Genomic DNA, 24,416 nt, shown 5'->3' on the forward strand with positions numbered 1-24,416 from the left:
TCCTCGTCGATTGCTTGTTTTCGATTCATGAGCCTTATTTACCCTTTCCAAAATGCCTTAAACAATCGACCAACCGCTTCACGCATCGGGTTTTTGCCGGATGCCTGCTGCAAAAAGCGGGCCGTGAATGGTCATTCCTGAAATGATGCGCGCGATGTCTTCTGGCGGCTCGATTGCTCCCCATTGAGCCATTCCTGGATGACCCCGATATGGGCGGAAGCAATGTACGAAGCCAAATAACGCGGAGGCACTAGCAGGCCATCCGCATTGAAAATTGCATTTTCCCGCCCGAATAATCCCCGGTTCAAGCATTCTTTCATTTTGACCTGGAAGGCCGCGTCTCCCTTTGGCCCCAGTAATGCTTTCATGAAACTTTGATTGGCGCGGAGGAATTCAAAAAATGGCATCAATGCCGAGATTGGCATTGGCCCAGCATCGTGTTGTTTCGTCTCTTCGATGAGCTTTGGAATATTGGGAACAATCTTAGTTTCCATTTCCTTCAGCAATTGTTCTTAGCATTTGTCCATCAAATCAAATTTGTCCTCGTAATGGCTATAAAAGGTGCCGCGGTTAATAGTCGCCCGCTCGGTAATGTCTTTAACGCTAATGGCTTCAAAGCCTTTTTCTTCAATTAAGGCTATCAAGGCCGAACGGATCGCTTGTTTCGTCCGAACGACCCGCAAATCAGTTGGATTTTCGCTCATTTTTGTTCCTCCTTCACACATTTTCCAACACTTTCTTCCCATGTGTTGTTTAAGCAACAGATTGCCTAGTTTTGATGATTGTCCGCTTATGGCTAAGGGACTATACTAAACCCAAGAAGTAAAACGACAGTTTGTTTATTATCTTAGCCGCAAATGAACAAGAAAAACAGCCCAATTTTCCGGGGCCACTACGCCTGGCTCCGGCAGACGGAGGAGGAACCATCATGGACATTCAGCTTTCTCATGTCAAAAAAAGTTTCGGCAAGACCCCAGTTATTAAAGATTTGAGCTTCACCATTACAGCAGGAGAAATCTGCTGCTTGCTCGGCCCATCCGGTTCCGGCAAAACGACCTTGATCAGCTTGATGATCGGGGCATTGCCGGCAGATAGCGGCACGATTCGTTTCGGCGATACCGAGATGCCCGATATGGCGGTTTTAAAACGACTCGGTTTTATGCCGCAAAACGATGCTTTGTACGACGATTTATCGGCATATGGCAATTTGAAATTCTTTGGCGGCCTCTACCCCATCAAGAAACAGGCGCTCGATATACGCATCACCGAAGTCCTCGACATCGTGGAGTTGACCGACCACCGAAAAAAATTGGTGAAAAATTTCTCCGGCGGCATGAAAAAGCGGCTGTCGCTCGCCATCGCGATTTTGCACAAGCCGGATATTCTGTTTCTCGACGAACCGACTGCCGGCATCGACCCGGTGCTGCGCCGAAAAATCTGGAAGCAATTTCAATCTTTTAAAGCGCAAGGCACGACCATCGTCGTCTCGACGCATGTTATGGACGAAGTAATCGAATGCGACAAAGGAGCACTTTTGTATAATGGCCAGCTCATCGAATACGACACCGTCCCGAAACTGCTCGACAAAACCGCAAGCGGACGCATCGAAGACTTGTTCTTCGCCGCTTCAGAAAGTGAGGCGCGCTCATGATCCAGTTAGCGAAACGCGTCATTCGCCAAACCGTCAACGACAAGCGCAGCGTCATGCTCATTCTCGTCGCCCCGTTGCTGATTTTAACTTTGGTTTACTTACTGCTCGGCGATTCGGATTACGTCGCGACCGTCGGCATTGAGCGAGAAGCTGTTCCGGCACCTATCGTCAGCGCATTGGAACAACAAGAGCTACACGTGGTCGATTTAACCTCCGCCCAAGCGGAACAAGCGGACGATTACCTTCAGCAGCATCAAGACGTTGACGCCGTCCTGCGCTTTCCAGAAAATGTGGGCATGGCCATTACGCTGTACGAACCGTCCAAAAAAGGCGCCACCGCCATGGCAGAAATCCAAGATGCGATGGCTTCGATCAACCCGAGCGCCAAAACCGACGTGGACTATGTCTACGGAACGCCGGATCAGAGCACCTTCGATTCGCTCGGCTATGTGTTTCTCGCGTTATTCTCATTCTTTTTCGTGTTCATCATTTCCGCGATGGCGCTCGTTCGTGAACGCAGCCGCGGAACGCTTGAACGCTTGATGATGACTCCAATTCGGCGTGGTGAAGTCATTGCCGGCTATACCGCTGGCTACGGCGTGTTCGCCATCGCCCAAGCAATCCTCATCGTTTTGTACGCGATCTATGTCTTGCAGCTGAGCAATGCCGGCAATATCGGCTGGGTGCTCTTGACGATGGTGCTGCTCGCTGTCACCGCCGTGTCATTCGGCGCCACCATCTCTATTTTCGCGGGCACCGAACTGCAAGTCGTCCAGTTGATCCCGTTCACCATCATTCCGCAAGTATTCTTCTCAGGGCTCATCCCGCTAGACTTGATCCCGTATCATCTCGGCAATTTATCCTACATCATGCCGATCTATTACGGCGCTGCCGCTATTAAAGGCGTCATGGTCTATGGCGACGGCTTCGCAGAAATCTGGGGCCATCTTGCGGGGCTTACGGCTTACGCGCTGGTACTGTACTTGATCAATACGCTAGCTTTGAAGAAATTCCGGAAACTATAAAAAAACGGGCGAAGCTGATGCTTCGTCCGTTTTTTTGTATTCACTCACTTAGTCCGCCCATATAATCTGGTACGAGCCACCCGGTTCTTGTTCTAAGCGGCAATTATCAGACAGAATCGGCCGGAACGCCTCTACTTGTGCTTCGTCCATAGAAATGCCTGAAAGCCCTTTTTCTGTCTCGGTATAGTCGAGGTCCGCTTCTTGGTCGAATTTCAAGCGCAGCAAGTTCTTCGCCCCGTTGATTGTCAGGAATTTCACTTGGTAGCCGTCACGGAACACAGACTCTAGGTCTGAGCCGAGCGAAGCGAACTTATCGCTGCCAAGCAAGTCCCCAATTTCTGCCCCTCTGCGGCGCACCGTCTCGATGCGAATGGCATCGGGCATGGAAATTTTGGTCAATGTCATCTAATCCCTCTTTTCGAATTTCTCGTGATGCCTCCATTTTAGAAGAAAGGCACCTCAATCTCAAATATTGGAAACCGGCGTCCATTCACTGCGCCCACCAGCGGACCGGCGTATACGCATCGAGCGCGCCTAAAGACAGCGTTTCCCCGATTTTTGGCGTGACAAGTTCTACACCTTGCCGCACGGCTTCCTTAGACGCACGTTCAATCGGGTCTGTCCAGCTATGGAACGCCAACGTGAACGCCGCCCAGTGAACGAGCATCATCTTCTCTCCCCGAACGTCCAGGTGCGCCTGCACTGACTGCTCGGGCGTCATATGAGAAGACTCCCAGCGCGCATCGTACTGGCCGCCTTCGATCAAAGCAAGGTCGAACGGCCCGTAAGCATCGCCGATTTCCTTGAAATGGCTGCCATAGCCGCCGTCGCCGCTCGTATAAAAGCGAGTCTTTTCACCGAGCACGACCCAGCCGCCCCATAGCGTCGAATTGCGGTTAAACAAGCCGCGCCCCGAAAAATGCCGCGACGGTGTCAGCGCGAGCGTCAAGTTTCCAAGCTGCGCTTCTTCCCACCAATTCAATTCGGTAATGCGCGCACCTTCCACGCCCCAGCGCGAAAGATGCACACCGACGCCAAGCGGCACATAGAAATGCCCGACTTTACTTTCCAGCGCACGAATGGATTCGTAATCTAGATGGTCGTAATGGTCATGCGTTAACAGCACTGCATCAATTGGCGGCAAGCGATCAATTGTGGCAAGCCAGTCGTGGCTATAGCGTGCGCTTCCGACAAAGGCTAATGGAGAGGCCCGGTTGCCAAGCATCGGATCGATGAATAATTTACGGCCGTCGATGCTCAATAAAAAGGTCGAATGGCCGAACCACGTCACACTGTCTCGTGGGCTTTCAATGCGCGCCCAGTCAACTTCCGCAACCGGCAACGTTCCTAAAGGAGTGCGCTCGACCTCCCCCGCAAACAAAGAATCCTTCAGCATCGACAAGCCTTCTGATAAATCGACGGCCGTTTCTTCCTCGTCATTGACGAATTTCCCTTCGTTGTAATTAGACAAGCCAGAAAAGCGGTCCCGCTGTCGCTTATCCGGGCTCGACCCAAGTGGTGTGTAAAGCTTTAGTGCGGCACCAGACATAGCGGTGAGAGCCGCAACACCGGCAACTGAATACAGCATTAATTTTTTCATGGCTCCTCCAATGTGGAAATGTATTTTACTGCTTTTAGCAGGATGGTTTCATTTTTACCATAGCTTTATTTTCCCTCATTAGCTAGCAGATCAAACGGCTTTTCGCAGAATTCCATCTTTAACGGCGTATAATGACCGTATAGAAAGAAATCGAACGCCACGGACTAACACCGTTACCGGGGAGTGGATCTTATGCTAAAGCGTTTAGCTATATGGTTTAGTGTTATCGTCACCAGATTTTTATTATTCGCCGCCACACAAATTCCATTTCAAATGGGGCTGTTTGGTGGGTATAGCGGAGTGGGCTTAACCTTGATTGGCGTCTTGCAAGCCGTACTGATTCTTCCATTGTTATACGTTGGCTTGCGTTTATTGAGCATGGATTTTCGCGGCATCGGATGGACAGCGGCACATTGGCAAAAAGACGTTTTGCTCGGAGCCGCAGCCGCATTAGTTTGGACATTGCTCCAATTTCTGTGGATTATCCCGCAGACCGGTGGTGCAGAGCGCCAAGATGTAGCCGACATCATCGCCATGCTCGGCGGTGAATGGGCCAATGTTTGGTGGTACTTGCCGCTTGGCATTATCGGCGGCGGCCTTGTCGAAGAATTGTACAATCGCGGCTTTTTTATTGGTGCCTTCGCCGGTATATTCAAGGACTCTAAACTTGCGCTTTATGGCGCCGCCGTGTTGTCGATCGTTTTTTTCGCAGCCGGCCACTTGCCGCGGAATTGGGTTGAATGGATCGATTTGCTCATCCCAAGTGTTTTGTATACGGTTTTGTACCTGTACACCGGCAGATTGACCGCTTCGATCGTTGCTCACGCTTTATGGAACACGACTGTGGCGATTTTAATCGTGGTGCTCTATACCTGAAAACAGTCGCAAACCAAGGTTCTCTGGTTACCTCCGAAAAGAAAACAAACGATTTTGCCCAAAAGTTGATCTATTTTGCCTGTCGCTGCGTTTACTAAGCAAGAAGCACTTACAAAAAGGAGGAAAAAAACATGATCAACAAAAAATTCACCTTAATGCTCGCTGCCGGCATGTTGTCACTCGCCGCTTGTGGACAAGACGACTCAGCGAACGAAGAAGACATGCAAGCGCCAGCGGAAGAAGAAAGCGCAGAGATGGAAGAAATGCCTGAAGAAGAACCAATGGAAGACACAGAAGAAGAGCCAATGGACGAAGAGATGGAAAATGAGGAAGATGCTGCAGGAGACGAATCTACTGAAGAAGAGCCTGCGGAGGAAGAAGCTGAGGAAGAACCAGCTGAAGACACAGAAAGCGAAGAGCAAGCAAGCGCGCCTGAAGCGATGAGCGGCGAAGCGTCCGACTTATTGTCAAACGGCGAAATGACTAGCTTTGTCTTCAATGAAACCGGCGAATACGCAGTCTATTGCGAACCGCATCCAGTCATGCAGATGACCGTTATCGTTGAAGAAGGCGCAGAAATGATGGATACCGTCTCTGTCGACATCGCCGATTATGAATTTGGTGAAGACACAATCACCGTCGCACCGGGAACGACCATCGAATGGACCAACCAAGACCAAGTCCAGCACAACGTCGCATTCGAATAAACCATAGCGTCAATCCAAAAAAGCCTAAGCTCCCTTCAAAACAGGAGCTTAGGCTTTTTTCAGTCGCTTATACGCTTTGCGCGTCCGGCAAAAATTCCGCGATCGACTGCTCACGCTTATCGAGCAGGATCTGTTCGCGCGCCACCCCTTGTCCGCGAAGCAATTCAATGTTCTCTTTCAAAAACTCATCACTGCCAACGATATAAAATAAACCGTCCGCATCACTCGCAAAGCCTTTGACCGCTTCGTAATACGTTGCGCGGCTATCGACGAATTGCGCCGTGAACTTATGCTCAGGGTTTGTTTCGAAAACATCTTGGAACAAATACTGCTTGGACGAATCCACGTTCAAGGAGTGAACCGACTGAACCCCTTCGGCATTGCTCAAATACTCCAGCACAAGCGGGCGGAATGTCGCGAGGCCAACCCCTGATGACAATAGGTAGACATTCTTGTCCTCACGCTTCAGCGGCACATTGGAATGCGTCTTGAAGATCGCCACTTCGTCGCCCGGTTTCATGTCGCGCAAAATCGACTTGAACTCCGAACATTGATCTTTAATGCGCGTCGTAATGCCGATCGACTTTTCGTGCGGCAAGGTGCAGATCGACATATGGCGGATCAAGCCGCGGTTTGGTTTCTCCCCCACATCAAACCCTTCAAATGCGAAATGAGTATGCGAGCCTTCCTGCCACGTAAAGCCTTCCGGCAAATCAAGCAGATACGTTTTTACTTCCGGGCTTTCCTCGATGATGTGATTGATTTTCGTCCAATATATTTGCATCGCTATTCCTCCTAAGAATTCTTTAGTACAGTTATCATACCCCAATTGATAATCATTCTCAAATAAACAGTGATTTATTTTTTCTGACAGCGGAACTGGGAATCCTCTTATAATCGTTGTAAATTATTGGTATAATAATGAATAAAGGAACATATTTCTTCCAACAGCTCTATCCGATCAACAGAACCGATGCCGCCAATGACCTAAATTGCACCACGACCGACAAGAGGAGTGTCTTGAATTGAAAAAACAGATGAACTATTGGATCGTCTTGTTGCTGGCCGTCTTGATGGCTGGCTGCACAGACGCAGCAGAAACTGCCACCACTGAGGCAGAAGTACAACAAGAAACCACCACTGAAACCGCAGTCGCGGACGATGCGACAGAAGAAACCGAAGCACCCGAAGAAAGCGAAGAGGAAACTTCCAGCGAACAGCCAGCTGATACTGAAACCGCAGCGCCAGAAGAAGAAACAGAAGCGCAACCGGCAGACGACCGCTTCACCGGATACGAACTCGTTGAAGTCGACGGCGGCGACCTGTCCGGCTATCGCGAAGCGAATACCGTCGTATCCATCGGCTTTGGCGACCGTGAATACTGGGCGTTCACGAACGAACACGGCCAATTAGAGCGCGTCATCGCGGACGAAATCATCTTGCAAGATGACGCGAGCGAACCGGTCTTGTCAACCGGCCGTTATTATTCCGACGAAGCCAAAGTGCCAGGCGTCGAAAGCGATATTCTGGACGAAGGGCACGTCATCGCAGATTCACTCGGCGGGGTATCGAACGCCTATAATATCACCCCGCAAGAAAGCACGCTCAACCGCCACGGCGACCAGGCGTATATGGAAGACGTCATTCGTGATGCGGGCGGCGCCACCGATTTCGAAGCCATCATCAGCTATCCCGATACCGAAACGCAAATTCCGTCCAGCTACCAATACAGCTACACCGTTAGAGGCAACGAAGTGGTCGACACATTCGATAACGTCAACCCCGATGAAGTCAACGCCGCCCTCGGCTTGACCGACAGTGAGCCCGCAGAAGCAGAAGCAAGCGCGCCGGAAACGAGCAGCCCAGCCGCAAGCGGTGACGTCTCAAGCGTCGACACTAACGGCAACGGCCAAGTGACGATCCAAGAAGCCAAAGACGCCGGCTTCACCATGCCGATCACGAGCGACCATTGGCTCTATCCGCATATGGACGATCGAGATGGCGACGGGATGGTTGGGGAATAAGTTTTTGAAGAAAGATTTAACTGAAACGCATCATCTGAAAACACTGAGATTTTGTCAGTGTTTTTTGTTTTACAATATAAAAAACACCGCTATGAGCGATGCTTTTGCCGTTTCTTCTTAAATTGTCAGTTGGAACTGAGTCTACGTTTCGCCGCATTTAAATCCTCTTCCAATCATGCGCTCCCTTCGCCCAACCCCCAATCGCGACACCCATCGCAATCAAAGGCGACGCGAATTCGACATCTTCCATCACCAAATACTGGTGGCCAAGCGGCATCAGTTTCCCCGACAGCAATAACTCTTCCCGCAGCTTCAAATAACGCTTCGGGCATTTCGCCGTGGTCGTGCCTGCAAACTTCGAGCCGCGTTGCACGACAAACTGCTCCCCTTGGTAAAACCCGCTCGCATCCGCCCCGCGCTTTGACGTGATATAGAACAATTCCGGCGGTGTCTCATGATAAAGCTTCACCATCCCGCTATCGAACGGATCAATCGCCTGCTCTTCCCCGGTCGCCGGATCCACCTCAAAAAAGCGGTACACTTCCCCAAACTCCGGATGCTCAATCGCCGCAACAAAAAACTCCTTTTCCATCAGCCTTCCCCCTATTCTAAGAAAATTGCCTTTCATCTCTTAGATAGATGGACACTGCGGAAAAGGAGACAGGATGTTGAAAGTTTTTTTAAAAAATTTACTGTGAATACTTTATTGCTTCAGTAACGACTGAACACGCTGCGGATCGAAGCCGAGCACCCACTCGCCGTTGACATTCGCCTGTGGGACGCCCATTTGGCCAGTGGTTTGAACAAGGCGGTTCGCCGCTGCCTGATCTTCCTGGACGTTGACCTCGGTGTAAGCAACCCCGTTTTGATCCAAATAATTTTTGAGCATAGTGCAGTATGGGCATGTATTGGTTGAGTAAACAGTTACTTGGTTTTGCATGTGGGTTCCTCCTGTTTGATAAGTTATTTATAAACTAAATATACCTTCCGGGGTATTATTTTTCAAATAGATTGCTCACGGATTTAAGCGTAATGAGTATATGCCCAGCCGTAATTCAGATAGCTCTTCCTTCAGGCACATTTTTACTATAATGTAGGTATAAACAAAGGAGAGGATTTTCTGCCATGGCTAAGATTCCAGTAAAACTAGTTGCCGGTTTAGCAATAAAGCACGGACCGAAAGTCGTTGACCAACTTACGAAAAACGCCCATCTCATAAAACCGGCTGTTGATAAAATTGACCAATTTGCTAAACAGCAAAATGAGCGCAAGAACGAGAAAGTCACCTCAAGAACAACTCCTTATCTGGAGCAGCATTACCAGTTTTACAATGACGAGATTCTTCCGAGTTTGAGTACCAGCCAAAGAAGCGAGCTGATTGGTTATAAACTTGATCTTAAGAAAATACTCGAACAAGTCAGCGTAGATAAAAAGAAAGTCGCTCTCCCCAACAAGAAAAGCAAGAAATGGGAACAGGTATTATCTCAAATCGAAGGCAAGCTGAACGCAAAGGATTACGAGGAATATTTAAAGCTCTATCATAACCCTGAAAGTGAAAGCACTTATTTTCAAGGCTATGAACAAAACACGGCCACTTTTAAGAAGCTCTTGGCTGAGAATGATTCCGACAAAATACGTGTATATCTTTCTAAGCAAACCAATATGAGCTCGGAAGACATTACCCGGGATTTCTTCCTCGAATTTTCATAATAACTTTAGTTAATACCAAAAGGACCACAGAGAGAGTAGTACGACGCTCCCCTGTGGTCCTCTTAATTTCTTTTCGCTGCCTTACGCTCAAAATAAGCATGCAGTCGATATTCCGCAATTTCCTTTGTCCAGTCATATAGAATTCGTTGATGCTCTATAGTTGGCGATAAATTCAATGAAAACAACTTATCATCGAATGTCACTAAACCGCCTTTCGCACTACTGCTCCATTTCGTCATCGGCATCCGTTCAATCAGATCTGCAATTTTCTTTTCATCGTAATTCCTGAGCTTTCTGCCCTGCACATCATTGAAGTCTTCATTCAAACGGTATTGTTTCGCCGTCAGGAATTCGTGGAAATACGGTGCGGCTTCCACTGGCGTGATTGGCTTCAGCCAACTCTCCATGCCCCTCGAAAGCATGTAACTCAATATAACCATCTTATAGCTTTTATTCATGCCGGTCTTCTCAACTTCCAAAAACCAATTCTGATGCTTTATCCATACTTCAATCTCGTTTGCATTCAGCTCCGCCGCATAAGCGAGCAGGCCGAACCAGCTGCCAAATTCTTGCTTGATTGTTTTCGAGTCCGCCGTTCCTTGGAGATGAAATTCCAAATATGTCGGTCGTCTGCCGAGCTCACGCTTTAATTCACGGTAAGCAAGAACCATTGCTTCTTTTCTAGGCGCTCGTTTTTTCCGTAGCTCTTCCAATAAATTGACGACTGCCAATTCTAAAATGAAATCGCAATTCGCAGGAACTAACGGTTCGACACCTTGAGCTTTTCCTTTGGACTGTGGCGCTGTATCAAATACGGAAAGCTTTAAATCCGCGTTACGGTAGTTGCCGATAAAGTCGATAATGACGCAATGATCTTTTTCGTCCGCAATGCGCAGTCCCCGGCCGATTTGCTGGGTGTAGACTGTGAGCGACTCGGTAGGACGGATGAATAGCAAAGTATCCACTTTTGGAATATCGACGCCTTCATTGAACAAATCAACCGTGAAGATAATTTCCAAGTCTCCTGAATCCAACTTAGCTCTCGCTGCTTTCCTTTCTTCTGCAGGCGTACCGCCCGATAAGCTCATCGAACGAATGCCGCGCTCCAGGAAAAATTGATCCATAAACTGCGTCTGTCGAACCGTCGAACAAAAGACAATCGTACGCGTTTGTTTGTGCTTTTGCCACGCCTCAAATACCGCTTCAGCATAGTCTTCCCTCAGTTGCGCCTGAAGCAGTTCCTCTTCATCATAGCGGTTCCCGAGCCAGCGAATCTTCGAGTAATCGGTGTTGTCGTATACGCCAAAATAACGAAACGGCGCGAGCCAATTGCGTTCGATGGCATCGAGGAAATGAATCGAAATGGCCACGTTGCCATCGCATAAGGCATAGACATCCTGGTTGTCCATCCGATCCGGTGTTGCTGTGATCCCGAGTAAAAACTGCGGATCAAAATGCTCCATCAACCTTCTATAAGTCGGAGAAGCTGCATGGTGGAATTCATCCACGACAATTAAATCGAACGCATCCCGCTCGAATTGATCCAAGTGATACTCGCTTCCCAGTGTATAGATGGAAGCGAACAGAAAATCCGCGGAGGTATCTTTTTCAGTTGCATGGTAGAACGCAGATTTTTTATGTGGATGAACTTTTTGGAATGATTCTTTTGCCTGCTGGAGGATCTCCTGGCGATGGGCAACAAACAACACTCGTTTGAATTTCTTCGCAAAAAACGCCGCGAGATAAGTTTTCCCAAGCCCTGTCGCAAGCACAGCCATCGCGCGAGTGTATTCTTCCTTTATCACAGTATCGAGTGCATCAAGCGCTTCCTGCTGGGCAGGCCGAGGCTTTAATTCGGTTATGTACGGGGCTGCTGTTTCAATAATTTCTTGGGACTGCGCTCCCCCCAGCATAAGCCCGGTTTCTTCTGCTTCCGACCACACAGGGCTGATGGGCCGTTTGAGATTCGCTTTTTCATGAAGCATTTTATATTCCTGGAGCGTTTCTTTGTTCAAAGGAATCGTCTGATCGGCGTAGAAATGCGCTAAAAACTGCTCATCCGCTTCATCAAATACCGTTTCATCCACTGAAGTCGGCGCCATCAAATTCCATTCCACCCCTTCGGTCAATGCGGAGCGGGACAGGTTGGACGAGCCAACAATCAGATGCGAAGTTTCTTTTCCGCGGAATAAGTAAGATTTCGGATGAAACGAAGCACCTCCGCTTTTCCATAAACGAATTTCAGCAGAAGGTAATTCATCTAGCAGAATCTCAAGTGCTTCCGGTTGCGTTACGAAAAGATAATCACCAATCAATAGCTTGATGGGCACACCTCGGTCCGCAGCTTCTTTCAAAAATGGTGTTACGATTCTCACACCCGACTTCATCGCAAATGCCATGATCCAATTAATCTCTACAGCATTTTGAGAAAGTCGGCTCAAGTGATTCACGAGCTGAGAAGTGACTAGTTGCAGTTTACTCATCCTCAACCTCGATTAAAAAGATACGCTCTTTAAAGCCGCCGCGTTTTTCTGCTTTTTTGACACGAACTTCTTCAACTTCTTCAAACGAAGATCCATTGAGTTCCGCAGCTGCATGAATCAGCTCGAGAATGTCTGCGAGCTCTTCTATTGCATCTTTCTGATTATCAGTTTTCTCATATTCACGAAGCTCCTCTGTGAGTTTCTTCGTTACTTCTGTGTTGTATTCTTCTTCTGATAAAATACGGGTTTCGAATTGAAGACCGCTGTTTTCGATTACTTGTGGGATTTTATCTCTTACTAGCTTTTTATATATTGTCATATACTTATCTCCTTTTGAATTTCTTATTAACAAGTAGGATATATATATATTGATTTGTGATAAACCACTCTATCATACGCATATATATATCCTTCTACTAGTCGCGGAGGCAGACAAATTACTCCCTCAAACTCTTCTATGTCGTGTATATCATAGTTCAAAATAATAATATCTCCCTTACTACTATTACGTATATTAGTAAGGGTACTTAGGATATCATCGGTTAGCCCCAGTATTACATTCAACAATTATAGTTCCCCCTTTAAAGTAGTGAAAGCTGTTCACTTAAAGGTTACTAATTTATAAAATGACTAGTCTTCATTCAAGGATGCACCTCTATTTTTTACTGGTAGTGATTATAATCAATTAATTAATACATGACACCCAAAATAGTTCTCAAAAAATGGTATTATTATGTACTAAAGTAAATTTATTTGAAGAGGTGTTTTTTATGAAATTATTAGAAGCAGATACAAAAAACTTAGAGTATCTATTGTCTTTATCTTATGGCACATTGAATATTCCGTATAGTCAACGACCTTATGAATGGGAAAAGGGACAAGTGTCTAGACTCTTTAAGGATTTTTATTCAGTTTACTTGGATCCGGAGTCAACTCATGTGTTGAACTTCATTACTATTAGAATCGATGAAGACGAAAGTAATACTAAATATATTTACGATGGTCAACAAAGAACTATTACCTCCTTACTGATTCTTACTGCTATAGTTAATGAGCTCAAAAAGCTTGACAGTGATGCTAAAGATTCAGCTGATGCTTTGACTCGATTATTTTTATACACATCTCACTGGAAAAAAACTAGTGATATTAACTACAAAATTATCTTTGAAAATGATGAAGCAAATAACATGCTCCATAAATTTATATTCAAGGGCGAACAACTCCCAAAAGATTATATTTTATCCGATTATGATAATGCTATATATAATAACTATAATTATATAATTGAATTAATCCATCAAAATTTCGGTTCTTCTCCCACTAAAGATCAATTATCTGATTTTGCTGAGTCAATAATAAAAAGAGTTTTGGTAATAATTATAGAGACATCTTTTGAAAATATTGCAGAAGAAATGTTTGAAACTTTAAATAGTACGGGGTTACAATTAGAAGATTTTTATGTGTTGAAAAACCGGCTTGTCAGGACTCTTGGTGAAGGAACTGTTAAACCCGTCTGGTCAACAATTGAATTTAATACAGACAGAATTAGTAAAGGGAAATTTTTAAGTGCATATGTAAATACTATTAAAGGGAAAACTCCCTCAAACAACTTATATACTCGCATAGCTGATAAAAAGAAATTGACTAATATAGAATCTGCTACAGTTTTTTTGGATGAACTAGCAAAAGCATCAGACATTTTCTTAAAAATCGAAAAACCTTCTCAAAAACTCGATGGTACTGAAAAGGAAAATTTGCAATATGCAAAAGCTATTAAAACCCTTACATTACTAAGCGCTAACCAGTATAAACCTGTAATTATAGCAATGGGGTTAAAAGATTTTCCATCTAATGATATCAATATAATTCTGACAAAAATCATAAGTTTACAAATTAGAAATATTTTCATTTCTGATTTTAACGCTAATACACTTGAGCAGTTCTACCCGTCTCTAGCTAAAGAGATTTACGAAGGAAAATATACTCAAGTTGAACAAATAAAAAAACAAATCAGCAATATTATTGAAAATGACTCTACTATTTATGAACATTTCAACAATAAAATTATAAAAACCACCAGAGAAGAGTCGATAATTAGGTTCATCCTAAAAGAAATTTACAACTTTGAAAATCCTGAGATAAAGATTAACGAGAGTTCTTTAGAAGTGAATTTAGAGCACATTTTACCTAAAAATCCGAATGAAGATAGTCAATGGTTAGTGAACTTTCAAGACGAAGAGTCAAGATTCAATACTACAAGAAAAATTGGGAACCTAACTGTTTTATATGGAAAATTAAACTCCTCAATTAAAAATAGCGATTTCGAAAAAAAGAAAACTGCTTATAACGAAAGTGTTATTCCCCAAAATAAGCTAATAACTCATTACTCAGAATGGAAGAAGCCGCAAATTGATCAAAGAACCATCGATCTTTACAAAAATTTTATTAGTGTATGGCCAAAATAATATCCTTTTTTTGTACAATATTCTCCTTGACAATATTAATAGTCAAACAGAGTTATAGTTTTTAAATAATGGATAGTCATTTTCCTTACTTGACTTCCCTTCATACTTGCTATGAATTTTTTTAAAAAGCTTGGTATACTTGTTTTGAGGAGTTGGAATATGGCATGAACGTGATTGATTTATTTGCAGGTGCTGGAGGCCTATCTGAAGGTTTTCGAAAAGCAGGATACAATATAATTTCGCATATTGAAGTCGATAAAAGTGCGTGTAATACTTTAAGAACTAGAGAGGCATACTATTATCTAAAAGAGATCGAAAAACTCAACGTTTATGAAGAATATTTAATGAAGAAGATTTCTCGAGACCAACTTTATAGTGAAGTTCCTGACTATATACTTAATAAAGTTATTGAAGCAGAAATAAATGATAAAAACTTCAATAATATAACTTATAAAATTGATGAACATTTGTCTCGACAACAGGACCAAGAAGTAGATTTGGTAGTAGGAGGCCCTCCCTGCCAAGCATTTTCATCCGCTGGAATCTCTAGAGATCCAAATCGTATGAAAGGTGACCCGCGCAATTTTTTATATAAGCAATACATTAAATTTATTGTCAAATACAATCCGAAATTCTTTATTTTTGAAAATGTTAAAGGAATCATAACCGCACAGAAGGGTGATATTTTCAGGTCTTTACAAGAGGATTTATCAAACGCAGGATATAAAATTGATTACCGTATATTAAATGCTAAAGACTTCGGGGTTTCCCAAAACCGCCAAAGAGTTATTTTAATTGGATGGCGAAAGGAGTATGAGTTTTCTTACCCAAGCTTCGATTTACTTTCTCCTGCTAGCCTAATTAGCATCTCTGCACTTTTTAATGACCTGCCTTATTTGAAAAGCGGACAATCAATAGATGGTGAAAAAAGTTATAGAATGAATGCTAAAATAGCAAATTCATTTATTAGGACTAAAGATTGGAAAATATTATCTCAACATATAGCAAGGGTACACAACAGAAATGACCTTGAAATTTATAAGTTAGTAGTTGAAAATTGGAATAAACATAACAAACTTATAAAATATAATGAGCTACCTCTAGAAAATCAAACACATAATAACCGTGCAATATTTCTAGACAGATATAAATTAGTGCCATCTAAAGGAATTTCACATACCATAGTTGCTCATATTTCAAAAGACGGTCACTACTATATCCATCCCGACTTAGATCAAAACCGATCAATTTCCGTAAGAGAAGCTGCTAGGATCCAGTCTTTTCCTGATGACTTTTATTTTGAAGATTCCAGAACTGCGGCTTTTCGTCAAATTGGTAATGCTGTACCGCCCTTAATGGCATATCATATAGCGAGTCATTTAAAAAATACTTTGAAGGAAATTATTTGACCTAATCAGTTATTTGCAACTTTATGCAAAAAGTAAAACCAAGCTGCTTTATTCCGCAGCTTGGTTTTATTTAATTCTCACAAAGTATTCTTTTGATATAAGTTCCTCGAAAATGTCTTTAAATTCTCTAAGAGGTTTCCCCTTTGCAAATATTCCCATCTCAAGATTATTAATGATTCCATTATAGGATAAGTTTGAAGAGGAGATAAAAGCATTATCATCATCGATAACTATAAGCTTTGCATGCATACTTGAATTAATTTTACTATTTCGATATTTATAGAGTTCAAAATTGGAATTTAGAGTTGCTTTAGCAAATATATCAGTGTTAACGTTCTTATCTATAAAAAATTTTATTCTTACCCCCTCTCTAGCTTTATTCATTAGCAACACTATAATTTCATTGGCAAATTCTGAGACTGAATAACCTGTAATTAAAATTGTCTCTTTAGCATTTTCAATAGATTCTCTCAAAACCCCAATTGTTCTCCGCTGATTTAATATTTCAGATGGAGCAGTAACGACTACTTCCATTTGAACATTTTGCAAAGCATGCAATTCGTGCTGAATTTCCAATAGTGCGAAAAAACGTTGTATATCCTCATCTTCAACATTTGGAAACATTTTTTTCAATTCTTGCAGTGACTCAGTCTGCATCTTAGAATTTCTATTCTCAAATTGTAAATTTAGCTCCTCAGCTATGACATACAAACGGGGATTTTTAAAACTCATATCACATTAACCCTTTGAAAAAAGGAACAGCTTCGCTCTCCATAGTTTCTGTTACAAAAGAACGGCTTAAAAGGATATTTCCATTTTCACAAGCTGTTTCAGGAAGCATGGCACATGCGAAGCACGAAGCCCCATTTAAATAACTCTTCTCAGATGGTTCTTGACTAGAACAAGATGGATCATTAGAGCAGAATTTTGCTTCATCAAGAGCATTGACCAAGATTTTACGAAAACGTGATATTTCTCCCATCTCAACTAATCCACCCAAGGATCCTTCCTGATCGGTGTTACCAGTATAAATTAGAATTCCCGTCATCTTCTCACCATAATAAATCCGCTCCTTAATAGCTGTTGAAGAATAGCCAGATTCTTGGCTTAATTGTTTTATAAGTAAATGCGATAAAGTGTGAAGTAATACATACACTACATCCTTTTCAGATTGCTGAGTCCATTCTTTATTTTTCAGGTACTTCTCATAAAGAGACTTATATTTCTCCGAACTTTTTAAGACCTCTTTGTTTTCTGATAACCACTGCTTAATTGTTTCCCGATTCAATTCTAAAAATATTCCTTCTCCAAATATTTCTACAGCTGGCAACCAATTTGAATTGCTCCCCCCTAATTTTACTATGTTTTTCACATCATTGACTTCAGGCTCTGGACTATCAATTCGAGTAAAACCAAGTAATACTAAAACTTCTTTAAGCCTTTCAGCTTTAATTATTTTTGAAAAGTACTTCTGCAGATCTTTAGGCACCTCTTGGACCTCGGCTTTAAAATTATTACCTTTGTCCTCATGACCTTTGATACCTACAAAAGCTTCATATTCTATTTCTTTTATTTGCTCATAGTGTTGTGTATCTTCCAAAAGATCCGTTTTGCCCTTTCTATACTTCTTCAATTCTTTTGTAAAATCATTATAGTTTTCAAAAACTTCTAGCGCATTGAATTTTTTATCAAAAATTCTACGTATTCCTTCCTCTTCAAAATAGTCTTCGATTTTATCAATATCTTCGATGTTCTCCGAAATTATGTTCTGTTTAACATTTTCCATTTCTGGTATAGATATAGCACTCCTAAGTACAGAGAAATAAACATTAGATGCCCCCCGCTGGAGCGGTATTAATTGTTTACTTGAACAATTTTCTTTTTTCAGTAGCTGAGGATGATTTCCAGTACAATTCAAGCCTTCAAATGAGCTTCTTTGAGTAGCTCTTCCCATATCGTTATATGCTTTACATCCTGTACAGCTCACGGTCATAGAGGAAAGTCCTGAATTTTGTCCTGAGCTTGTAAGTTTCAATTTTCCCTCGCGGCAATCATGATTTCCAGTTCTTTTATGAGCCCACCAATGCCAAGGAAAATCTTCTAAATGATTTCCCTCGGTGCATGAAATAATAAACCGTGCTGGATATGACTTTTTACTGCAACTAGGACAAATAGGGCCATTCTTTAAATATCGTTCCATCGAAAACCCTTCTCTGATATCAAATATTTCCCTGCACTTCAAGTCTGAACAAACGTGAGAATAAGGGAACGGAATAGCAGGAAGATCTTTATATCCATTTGATGGTATTTTCTTAAAATAATCCTTTCTTAAAAACCCTGCTAATCTTTTATCGTGTATAGTTTCTAGATTTCCCTTCCAAAAACTAATATCTAGAATCATGAGAGAGTCATCCACTGCATCCATTACAGCTCCAGGGCCGTAAGTAGTAATAAGTTGACCAGGTCGTACTTCTCCTACCTCTTGTTTCATTTTTTTTCCCAACCCTCTTGAATATAAATTTTTGACACTTTTTCAATTTGTCTCATAGAATCTAAAGTATCGAATTCGTTATTATTTTTCGGTGTTATGTCATTGAATCTCGACATTAATCTATATTGCCCATTAGGCAGCCTATTGTTTGTCGGGTACTTATAATACTGCAAATTTTGATGATCGCTACTTAACTGTCTCCACTTGTCTACAAATTTTCTCAAGTCACTAATCGTGTCTTTCTTATTTTTTTTATCCGATTTAGTGACTCTGCTCTCAACTGTCTCATATAAGTTTTGAGTATTAACTTTATTGACAGATGCTGCACTTTCATTCTTTGCCGTCTCTGTATTGGTTAATCTTATAATACTTATTGCTAGTGCATGAAGTGCTCTATCCCGTGCTCTTGCAGCAAATGGGGTTGCTGTCGTACCTTCAACATAATTATAAAGTCTACTGTGATAGCCCTTAAAATTTTCATAATGTGATAAATCTCTTGCTCTGTAAGGATTGTATATAGTTACGACTAATCCTGGCTTGCTTCTGCCTACACGACTAGTGGCCTGAATATACTCAGATGTCTGCTTCGGTTGTCCTGTAACTACCATCATTCCTAATCGATCCACATCCATTCCCACCGAAATCATATTAGTTGCCAATGCAACATCAATCTCTTTGTTTCCTATTGTATTTTCAAGTAATTCCAACACTTTCGGGATACGATGAGAAGGTATCCTCGATGTTAGTTCTTCTGTTCTGTCCAAATATCTAGCTTTTTCATAGCCATTTCTATTCTTTAAAAGCTGAATTCTTTTTTTAATGTCATCATCAAGTAATCTTACGGTACCACCCAACTCTCGAACACTATTAAAGTATCCAATTAGAGTTCGATAAGGATCAACATATTCTTTATACTTATCAAACTCTTTAGAACTACTTAATGTTTCAGTAACTTGAAGCAACACTGCATATACTCTTAGTAAAACAGTTTTCATAGAATGACCACTCACACAAATACCGGTATAAAGCCTAAAGGGAAATTGTTCAATACCAACTTCTCTTCCATAAAATGAATCCTCGATACTTAATCCTGGGGGTGGAAACTGGCTTACATTCTCTCTTCCAAATATTTTAGCTACCTGTTCTTCCGCGCTTTTTATTGTTGCAGTTGCAGCAATATACTTGGGTTTAATTTTCCGACCATTATCGTATGCACTTGAAAGTTCTTCAATCGCAGTTTCATATAATCCATAAATGGTCCCTAATGGACCTGTTATTAAATGAAGTTCATCTTGAATAATTAATTCTGGCGGATAAAAAGGTCTAACTTTTTTTACTGTTGCAACTGGATTCCGATGTGCTTTCGCATGAATTTCTCCAGCAGAAATAAAACCACACCGTTCACAATAACGGTCTACTTTCCCGAATATCGAACCCGTTTGCTCTTCCCAAGCTATTCTTGCAAACTTGTCTACCGTAGAGATAATGATGGTAGGGGTTTTCCGATATATTTCTTCATCTACCAAATATATCGGCATGTGGTTATTAAAGTAGAAGCATGCTTCATTTCGGCAGGTTATGCGAACTCCCGTTTTATTTGTTGTATATTTTTCGTCAGGTAAAAATTCATAAGAAGGATCTTTAGTTCCACAACATGGACATTCAATAACTTGCTTTTTAATTTTTTTATATTCATTCTCGATTTTTCCAGGTGTCATATATCCTGATGCCTTTAACTTCTCAAACTTATTTATAGTAACTTGACCACCGACCCAAAATCCAATTGAAAATTCTCTACTACCCAATTGATTTTGAGTCGTTTTTCTAATATACTCTGCTGCCGAAATTAATCTCATTAGACGGTCTCTTTGCTGAGTTGTAAGAAGTCGCAAAGTATATCGCAATATAACCGTAACTCCACCATCTCTTTCATAAAAATCATTGTTGTTATTTAATAGTCTTCTGTACGCCATTAGAAAAGCTATTATACCTAAATAAGCTTCGGTTTTTCCGCCACCTGTAGGAAACCAAAGTAAATCCACCAACTCGTGATCTGCAGAATTTTTATCGACTATTCCTTCAATATTCGACAAAATAAAAGCTAATTGAAATGGTCTCCAATTGAAGTTTTCTTTTTCTAATTCAGCTTCTAAAGTTGTAATTTTATTATTTTTTGAATAATTTTTCATACTAATCTGAGTATGCATTACTTCATTCATAAATTTAAAAGCTTGATATGCTTTAGGATTTTTTTCAATAATTTTTATCCCAGACTTAATTCGGTTTAATGACAAATAACATTTTTCTATAGCACTCTGAGCAGATTTCTTATCTTCGACATCATTAATAGGCAATTCTTTAATCCAGTTTTCGTACCGCTGCGACAAATCTTTTAGATTTTTCAAAAGAGCCTCAGCGTCCTTTTCTCTAGACATCCCCCTTATAGAGAATCCGTTTTCTTGAAATATTCCTTTTATACGGTCAACTGGTAATTCTGTACTCATACTTTCAATTTCATGGGAAGGAATAAATGCCGTTTTAAGTTTTGAAGCATATTCAGTATCAAAATTTTCCCACTCTACTGCACAGCCATATCCTTTTGCAAATATTGGTTTATTTCTATATAGGAACTCTTGAAAATCATCCTGATTTAACCTCGCCTTATTTTCACAAATAAAAGGATGAGAATTTCCCACTCCAGTTACTTCGATACTGGTTTGAAATATTGATTTTTGGTTTGATTTATCAATATTTTCATTCACTAAAAACAAAGAAATAATAAAATTAGACGTATTTTTTATTCTTCTCTTATTAAAGACAAAATAAATATTTTTTAAATATTCTTCTTTAATACCTTTTAACTCAGTCTTTTTATTAGGTGAATCTAAATCCAACTTAAATTCATGCAAAATCATTACTCTTTCCCAAGAGTCTTTTTTCTTACCATTTACTTGATCTACTTTGGTCAGTTTGTTGTATTCTCCCCACCGAATAGCAATATTAATTTCTTTGACATCTTCATTTAAAAAAAATCGTATTCCACATGAAGATTGTTTTTGTTGTGTGATTTTAAGTATATTTACATTATCTTCATTTTCGACTTCATCTGCATCATTTTGGATATCATATTCAGCAGAATGTATGTCTTCTAAAACCTCTTCTTCTTCAACTTCAGCTTCTAATGGATAGAGTATTCCAGTTATGTATGCTTGTGTAGGAGGTTCTGTCAATACATCAATACTCGAATATTCAGGACCTACCAAATCCTTTTTCAGTTCTTCTAATATAATATTTCTGACCTCTGAATATATTTCTCGACTCATCTTATATCCCCCTTAAATATTTTCCCTGTTTCTTTAGGCTTAACTATATATTCTTCAGATGAAATATGCTTTACTCTTTTAATATGAACAGCTGACTGCACTTCTTCAAAAGTAAGCTGATATTTTCTCAAAAAAGCATTGTCTTCTGAGTTTAAGTTTTGATTACTAAAATAAATAATCTTATTCAATAAACGTGCTGCATTTCTGGCTTCTGTTCTGATATGGTTCATAGAACTATAATAGAAATCTATATCTTTAATGAACTCTGGGATTTCAAGTACCTCGCCTAAAATCAAAATATCTTTTTGATCTCTCGGTCCGTAACTGATTCCTCTGCGCCAATTTTTTAATATTTCTTTACTAGTTTTATTCCATCCATTCAACCTCATTAAATTGAACAATTCTTCATCTTTCATCTTCAGATGTACAAATTTATCTTCATATAACTCTCGCCATTTTTTGACTACTTCGAAATGTTTTTTGCTTTCATTTCTAGAGTTCACGTTTTTTATAAATATGGCATATAAGTCTTCTCTTACATCTCCATTAATTAAAATTACTTCATCCTTTTCTTTTAAATCATTTAAAGTTTTTGTAAGGATTTTTTTTCCATCTTCTCTTCTAAAATTAATTTCATCAGTTATTTTCAAGAAAGTATTATGTCCATCTTCAAAAGTAATTAGTCTAGCGCTAATACCATTGCTTCCTATATATTGTTTAGTCAGTCTAAAACTATAATTTTCAGGAATTTCGATGATGCTTTTTGATAAGGTATCAATACTCAGATTTGATATCTTGTCTCTTTTAGAATCAGCCGTACGAAACTTTTTATAAAGCTTCTTATAAATCGTCTCTCCTTCATTACCTAATCCCAAATCGAAGATACTGTTCCTAATTTCAACTAAATTACCCAATGCTTTTTTAATTTCCCTGAGTTCTGTCTTATATAAAATGAAATCAATTTTACTGCCTAGCTCTTTTTCTAAAATAATGAGATCTTTCATATCTATTAAAGAAGTTACTAAAACTTCATCATAATAATCATCAATAAGAGTTAAATTTTGGTAATTCAAAACCTTAAAACTCACACTTTCTAGGGCTGATATATCTATCTTAAATTTTTTGGCTAGTTTCTCCCGTAAAGACATAGTTTCAATTTTCCCATCCACTAGAACTAATATTCTACTTTCTCGTTTTAAAGCGTTCTCAATCCAAACCTCAATTTCGGCGAATTTAGGGGATTCCCTATCAAAGTCATATTTATTATATATGTCTTCAAAATTCTTTATAATATCTTCAAAATCTTTATGCTCATATCTCGAATCACTATCTTTTAATTCCTTTAGAATATCATCAGTTTTTTCTTCGTTATATTCAAATTCAGCTACTAAATCGTATAGTACGCTTTCTACAGGAGCTCTCAAAATATGTTTTAAAAGTTTCCAAATCACTCTTAACGTATGACTATCAAAATTAATAGACCTTAATTTATCTAGTTTTTCAATAATTTCATTTACTTCATGATCGAAAGAACTTTCTACCAACTTGATAGAAGGAAGGATCATGTCCATTTTTTTCAAGGGATAAAACCCATCAATTTTTTTTGCTACGAACGGAACTCGGTAATCAAAATAACTTTCAAAAAAGACCGTATACTTGGCTGAAATTTTATGAACTTCTATAGGTCTTTTAATAGTTTCAGCATCTATAAATACATGGTCAAATGCCAGTTCTTCATCATACGCTGTCGAGAGAATATCACTTATAAGAAAAACTGGTTTTTGTTTATTATCTTTTCTACCTAGTTTATTTCTATTTCCTCTAGAATATTCCTTAAAGTTTTTACGCCCTTTAGCAATTGGAAAAATATAGTGCGTCGGAATAATAGCAGGAGTATTACTATTATAATAATTTGCTAAAACATCTCTCCAATAAACAAAAGCAAAAGTAGCATCATTCATGTCACAAAAAATATCATTTTCTCTAAGTTGACGTCCTTTTAATTTACTGTATTCGTAGACATCTTCTGTTAATGTTTCTAACTCTAAAATGAAGTCTATCAGCTCACTATTTTTTGTAACTATTAATATACTCGTACGTTTCATAGGATTTTTCTCGTTATAATATTTTTTCTCGAAATCAATTACATTTTGTACGATTAGTGAATTACGAAAGATATTATCCGTATTAACAAATATTGAATCATTTTTCTCATTTATAAAATTTTTTTTAAATACGAGTTTTTCTGGAATATCATCAAATTCCGCTATAACCTCATATAAAGATTTCATTTTATTTCCCCTTCTCAATTTATAAAACATAAGAATTATAGTATTAGTACTTTCTTATGAATTTTATTTATGATGAGTCATTTTCTGTTTCAAACTCAATAAATTGCAATAGTTTATTTGCCATAATTTTTAAATTTCTTTAACCCTATTGTAACATATGTAAAATATCCCCTATTCTTTATTTTTCAAAATCCTTATTGTTTCATTTAAGCTTTTTACCTTGTTTGAACCGGTCTGGTCCATTATTATGAAATACTTCTAATATCTAAACTCGACTTTTTATTCGCTATAAGCTGTAAAGTTAATCGACAGCTAGTTGAAATGGCGTACAATATCTACTAATAGATATCCATACAGCCAG

19 protein-coding genes and 1 pseudogene are annotated in these 24,416 nt (G+C 40.3%); 8 read left to right on the forward strand and 12 right to left on the reverse strand.

Translation table 11 applies throughout. The annotated features are described in order from the left end of the window. Positions 1 to 78: 78 nt before the first annotated feature. A pseudogene (locus BBI11_RS14575) lies at positions 79 to 704 on the reverse strand (TetR/AcrR family transcriptional regulator). 224 nt (positions 705 to 928) lie between these two features. Here BBI11_RS14575 and BBI11_RS14580 point away from each other — a divergent pair. Both BBI11_RS14580 and BBI11_RS14585 read left to right on the forward strand, forming a co-directional pair. Beyond that, complete coding sequence (locus BBI11_RS14580; protein WP_068465052.1) at positions 929 to 1,651, forward strand: ABC transporter ATP-binding protein; 723 nt, start codon at positions 929 to 931, stop codon at positions 1,649 to 1,651. Continuing rightward, positions 1,648 to 2,676 (forward strand): ABC transporter permease, encoded by a 1,029-nt coding sequence (locus tag BBI11_RS14585; RefSeq protein WP_068465054.1) that lies wholly within the window; start codon positions 1,648 to 1,650, stop codon positions 2,674 to 2,676. The genes BBI11_RS14580 and BBI11_RS14585 overlap by 4 nt, the downstream gene beginning before the upstream one ends. A 48-nt stretch (positions 2,677 to 2,724) precedes the next feature. Here the strand turns inward: BBI11_RS14585 and BBI11_RS14590 are convergent, their stop codons facing one another. Both BBI11_RS14590 and BBI11_RS14595 read right to left on the reverse strand, forming a co-directional pair. Continuing rightward, the gene (locus BBI11_RS14590) at positions 2,725 to 3,081 is read right to left on the reverse strand and encodes a hypothetical protein (protein ID WP_068465057.1); all 357 of its coding nucleotides are present in this window, start codon (positions 3,079 to 3,081) and stop codon (positions 2,725 to 2,727) included. An 85-nt stretch (positions 3,082 to 3,166) separates the two neighbouring features. Next, positions 3,167 to 4,264 (reverse strand): MBL fold metallo-hydrolase, encoded by a 1,098-nt coding sequence (locus BBI11_RS14595; RefSeq protein ID WP_068465829.1) that lies wholly within the window; start codon positions 4,262 to 4,264, stop codon positions 3,167 to 3,169. Between the two features lie 204 nt (positions 4,265 to 4,468). Between BBI11_RS14595 and BBI11_RS14600 the strand changes: the two genes are divergently transcribed. Further along, the gene (locus tag BBI11_RS14600) at positions 4,469 to 5,152 is read left to right on the forward strand and encodes a CPBP family intramembrane glutamic endopeptidase (RefSeq protein ID WP_068465060.1); all 684 of its coding nucleotides are present in this window, start codon (positions 4,469 to 4,471) and stop codon (positions 5,150 to 5,152) included. 131 nt (positions 5,153 to 5,283) lie between these two features. Further along, positions 5,284 to 5,859 carry a plastocyanin/azurin family copper-binding protein gene (locus tag BBI11_RS14605; RefSeq protein ID WP_068465063.1) on the forward strand — a complete coding sequence of 192 codons (576 nt, stop codon included), beginning with the start codon at positions 5,284 to 5,286 and terminating at the stop codon, positions 5,857 to 5,859. 67 nt (positions 5,860 to 5,926) lie between these two features. Here BBI11_RS14605 and BBI11_RS14610 read toward each other — a convergent pair whose 3' ends face one another. Further along, on the reverse strand, positions 5,927 to 6,643 hold the full coding sequence (locus BBI11_RS14610; RefSeq protein ID WP_068465065.1) for a ferredoxin reductase domain-containing protein: 717 nt from the start codon (positions 6,641 to 6,643) through the stop codon (positions 5,927 to 5,929). Positions 6,644 to 6,884: 241 nt separating this feature from the next. Here BBI11_RS14610 and BBI11_RS14615 point away from each other — a divergent pair, with 241 nt between their 5' ends. Next, complete coding sequence (locus BBI11_RS14615) at positions 6,885 to 7,883, forward strand: DNA/RNA non-specific endonuclease (RefSeq protein WP_237150289.1); 999 nt, start codon at positions 6,885 to 6,887, stop codon at positions 7,881 to 7,883. 157 nt (positions 7,884 to 8,040) lie between these two features. On the opposite strand, the gene BBI11_RS14620 is transcribed toward BBI11_RS14615, so the two are convergent. Beyond that, positions 8,041 to 8,475 carry a DUF4357 domain-containing protein gene (locus BBI11_RS14620; RefSeq protein ID WP_068465067.1) on the reverse strand — a complete coding sequence of 145 codons (435 nt, stop codon included), beginning with the start codon at positions 8,473 to 8,475 and terminating at the stop codon, positions 8,041 to 8,043. 111 nt (positions 8,476 to 8,586) lie between these two features. Continuing rightward, positions 8,587 to 8,823, reverse strand: coding sequence for a glutaredoxin family protein (locus tag BBI11_RS14625; protein WP_068465070.1), 237 nt, complete (start codon positions 8,821 to 8,823; stop codon positions 8,587 to 8,589). Positions 8,824 to 9,008: 185 nt separating this feature from the next. Between BBI11_RS14625 and BBI11_RS14630 the strand changes: the two genes are divergently transcribed. Further along, on the forward strand, positions 9,009 to 9,593 hold the full coding sequence (locus BBI11_RS14630; protein WP_068465073.1) for a hypothetical protein: 585 nt from the start codon (positions 9,009 to 9,011) through the stop codon (positions 9,591 to 9,593). Positions 9,594 to 9,655: 62 nt separating this feature from the next. Here BBI11_RS14630 and BBI11_RS14635 read toward each other — a convergent pair whose 3' ends face one another. Continuing rightward, the gene (locus BBI11_RS14635; RefSeq protein WP_068465076.1) at positions 9,656 to 12,076 is read right to left on the reverse strand and encodes a DEAD/DEAH box helicase family protein; all 2,421 of its coding nucleotides are present in this window, start codon (positions 12,074 to 12,076) and stop codon (positions 9,656 to 9,658) included. Beyond that, complete coding sequence (locus BBI11_RS14640; protein WP_068465079.1) at positions 12,069 to 12,395, reverse strand: nucleoside triphosphate pyrophosphohydrolase; 327 nt, start codon at positions 12,393 to 12,395, stop codon at positions 12,069 to 12,071. The genes BBI11_RS14635 and BBI11_RS14640 overlap by 8 nt, the downstream gene beginning before the upstream one ends. 451 nt (positions 12,396 to 12,846) lie before the next feature. On the opposite strand from BBI11_RS14640, the gene BBI11_RS14650 reads away from it, so the two are divergent. Both BBI11_RS14650 and BBI11_RS14655 read left to right on the forward strand, forming a co-directional pair. Further along, the gene (locus tag BBI11_RS14650) at positions 12,847 to 14,541 is read left to right on the forward strand and encodes a DUF262 domain-containing protein (protein WP_068465084.1); all 1,695 of its coding nucleotides are present in this window, start codon (positions 12,847 to 12,849) and stop codon (positions 14,539 to 14,541) included. 164 nt (positions 14,542 to 14,705) lie between these two features. Further along, on the forward strand, positions 14,706 to 15,950 hold the full coding sequence (locus tag BBI11_RS14655; RefSeq protein ID WP_068465086.1) for a DNA cytosine methyltransferase: 1,245 nt from the start codon (positions 14,706 to 14,708) through the stop codon (positions 15,948 to 15,950). Positions 15,951 to 16,016: 66 nt separating this feature from the next. On the opposite strand, the gene BBI11_RS14660 is transcribed toward BBI11_RS14655, so the two are convergent. The 4 genes from BBI11_RS14660 to drmE are packed head-to-tail and all read right to left on the reverse strand — an operon-like array spanning position 16,017 to position 24,055. Continuing rightward, positions 16,017 to 16,682, reverse strand: a complete 666-nt coding sequence (locus tag BBI11_RS14660) for a phospholipase D-like domain-containing protein (protein WP_068465089.1) — start codon at positions 16,680 to 16,682, stop codon at positions 16,017 to 16,019. A gap of 1 nt (position 16,683) precedes the next feature. Then, a complete protein-coding gene (gene drmB / locus BBI11_RS14665; protein ID WP_068465091.1) occupies positions 16,684 to 18,441 on the reverse strand; it encodes a DUF1998 domain-containing protein in 1,758 nt (585 codons plus the stop codon). Next, positions 18,438 to 21,764 (reverse strand): DISARM system helicase DrmA, encoded by a 3,327-nt coding sequence (drmA, locus tag BBI11_RS14670; protein WP_068465094.1) that lies wholly within the window; start codon positions 21,762 to 21,764, stop codon positions 18,438 to 18,440. The genes drmB and drmA overlap by 4 nt, the downstream gene beginning before the upstream one ends. Then, entirely contained in the window at positions 21,761 to 24,055 is a 2,295-nt protein-coding gene (drmE, locus tag BBI11_RS14675; protein WP_068465097.1) for a DISARM system-associated protein DrmE, read from the reverse strand. Before drmE ends, drmA begins: the two co-directional genes overlap by 4 nt. Positions 24,056 to 24,416: the final 361 nt, after the last annotated feature.

The organism is Planococcus maritimus (assembly GCF_001687625.2).
GTDB classification, from domain to species: domain Bacteria; phylum Bacillota; class Bacilli; order Bacillales_A; family Planococcaceae; genus Planococcus; species Planococcus maritimus.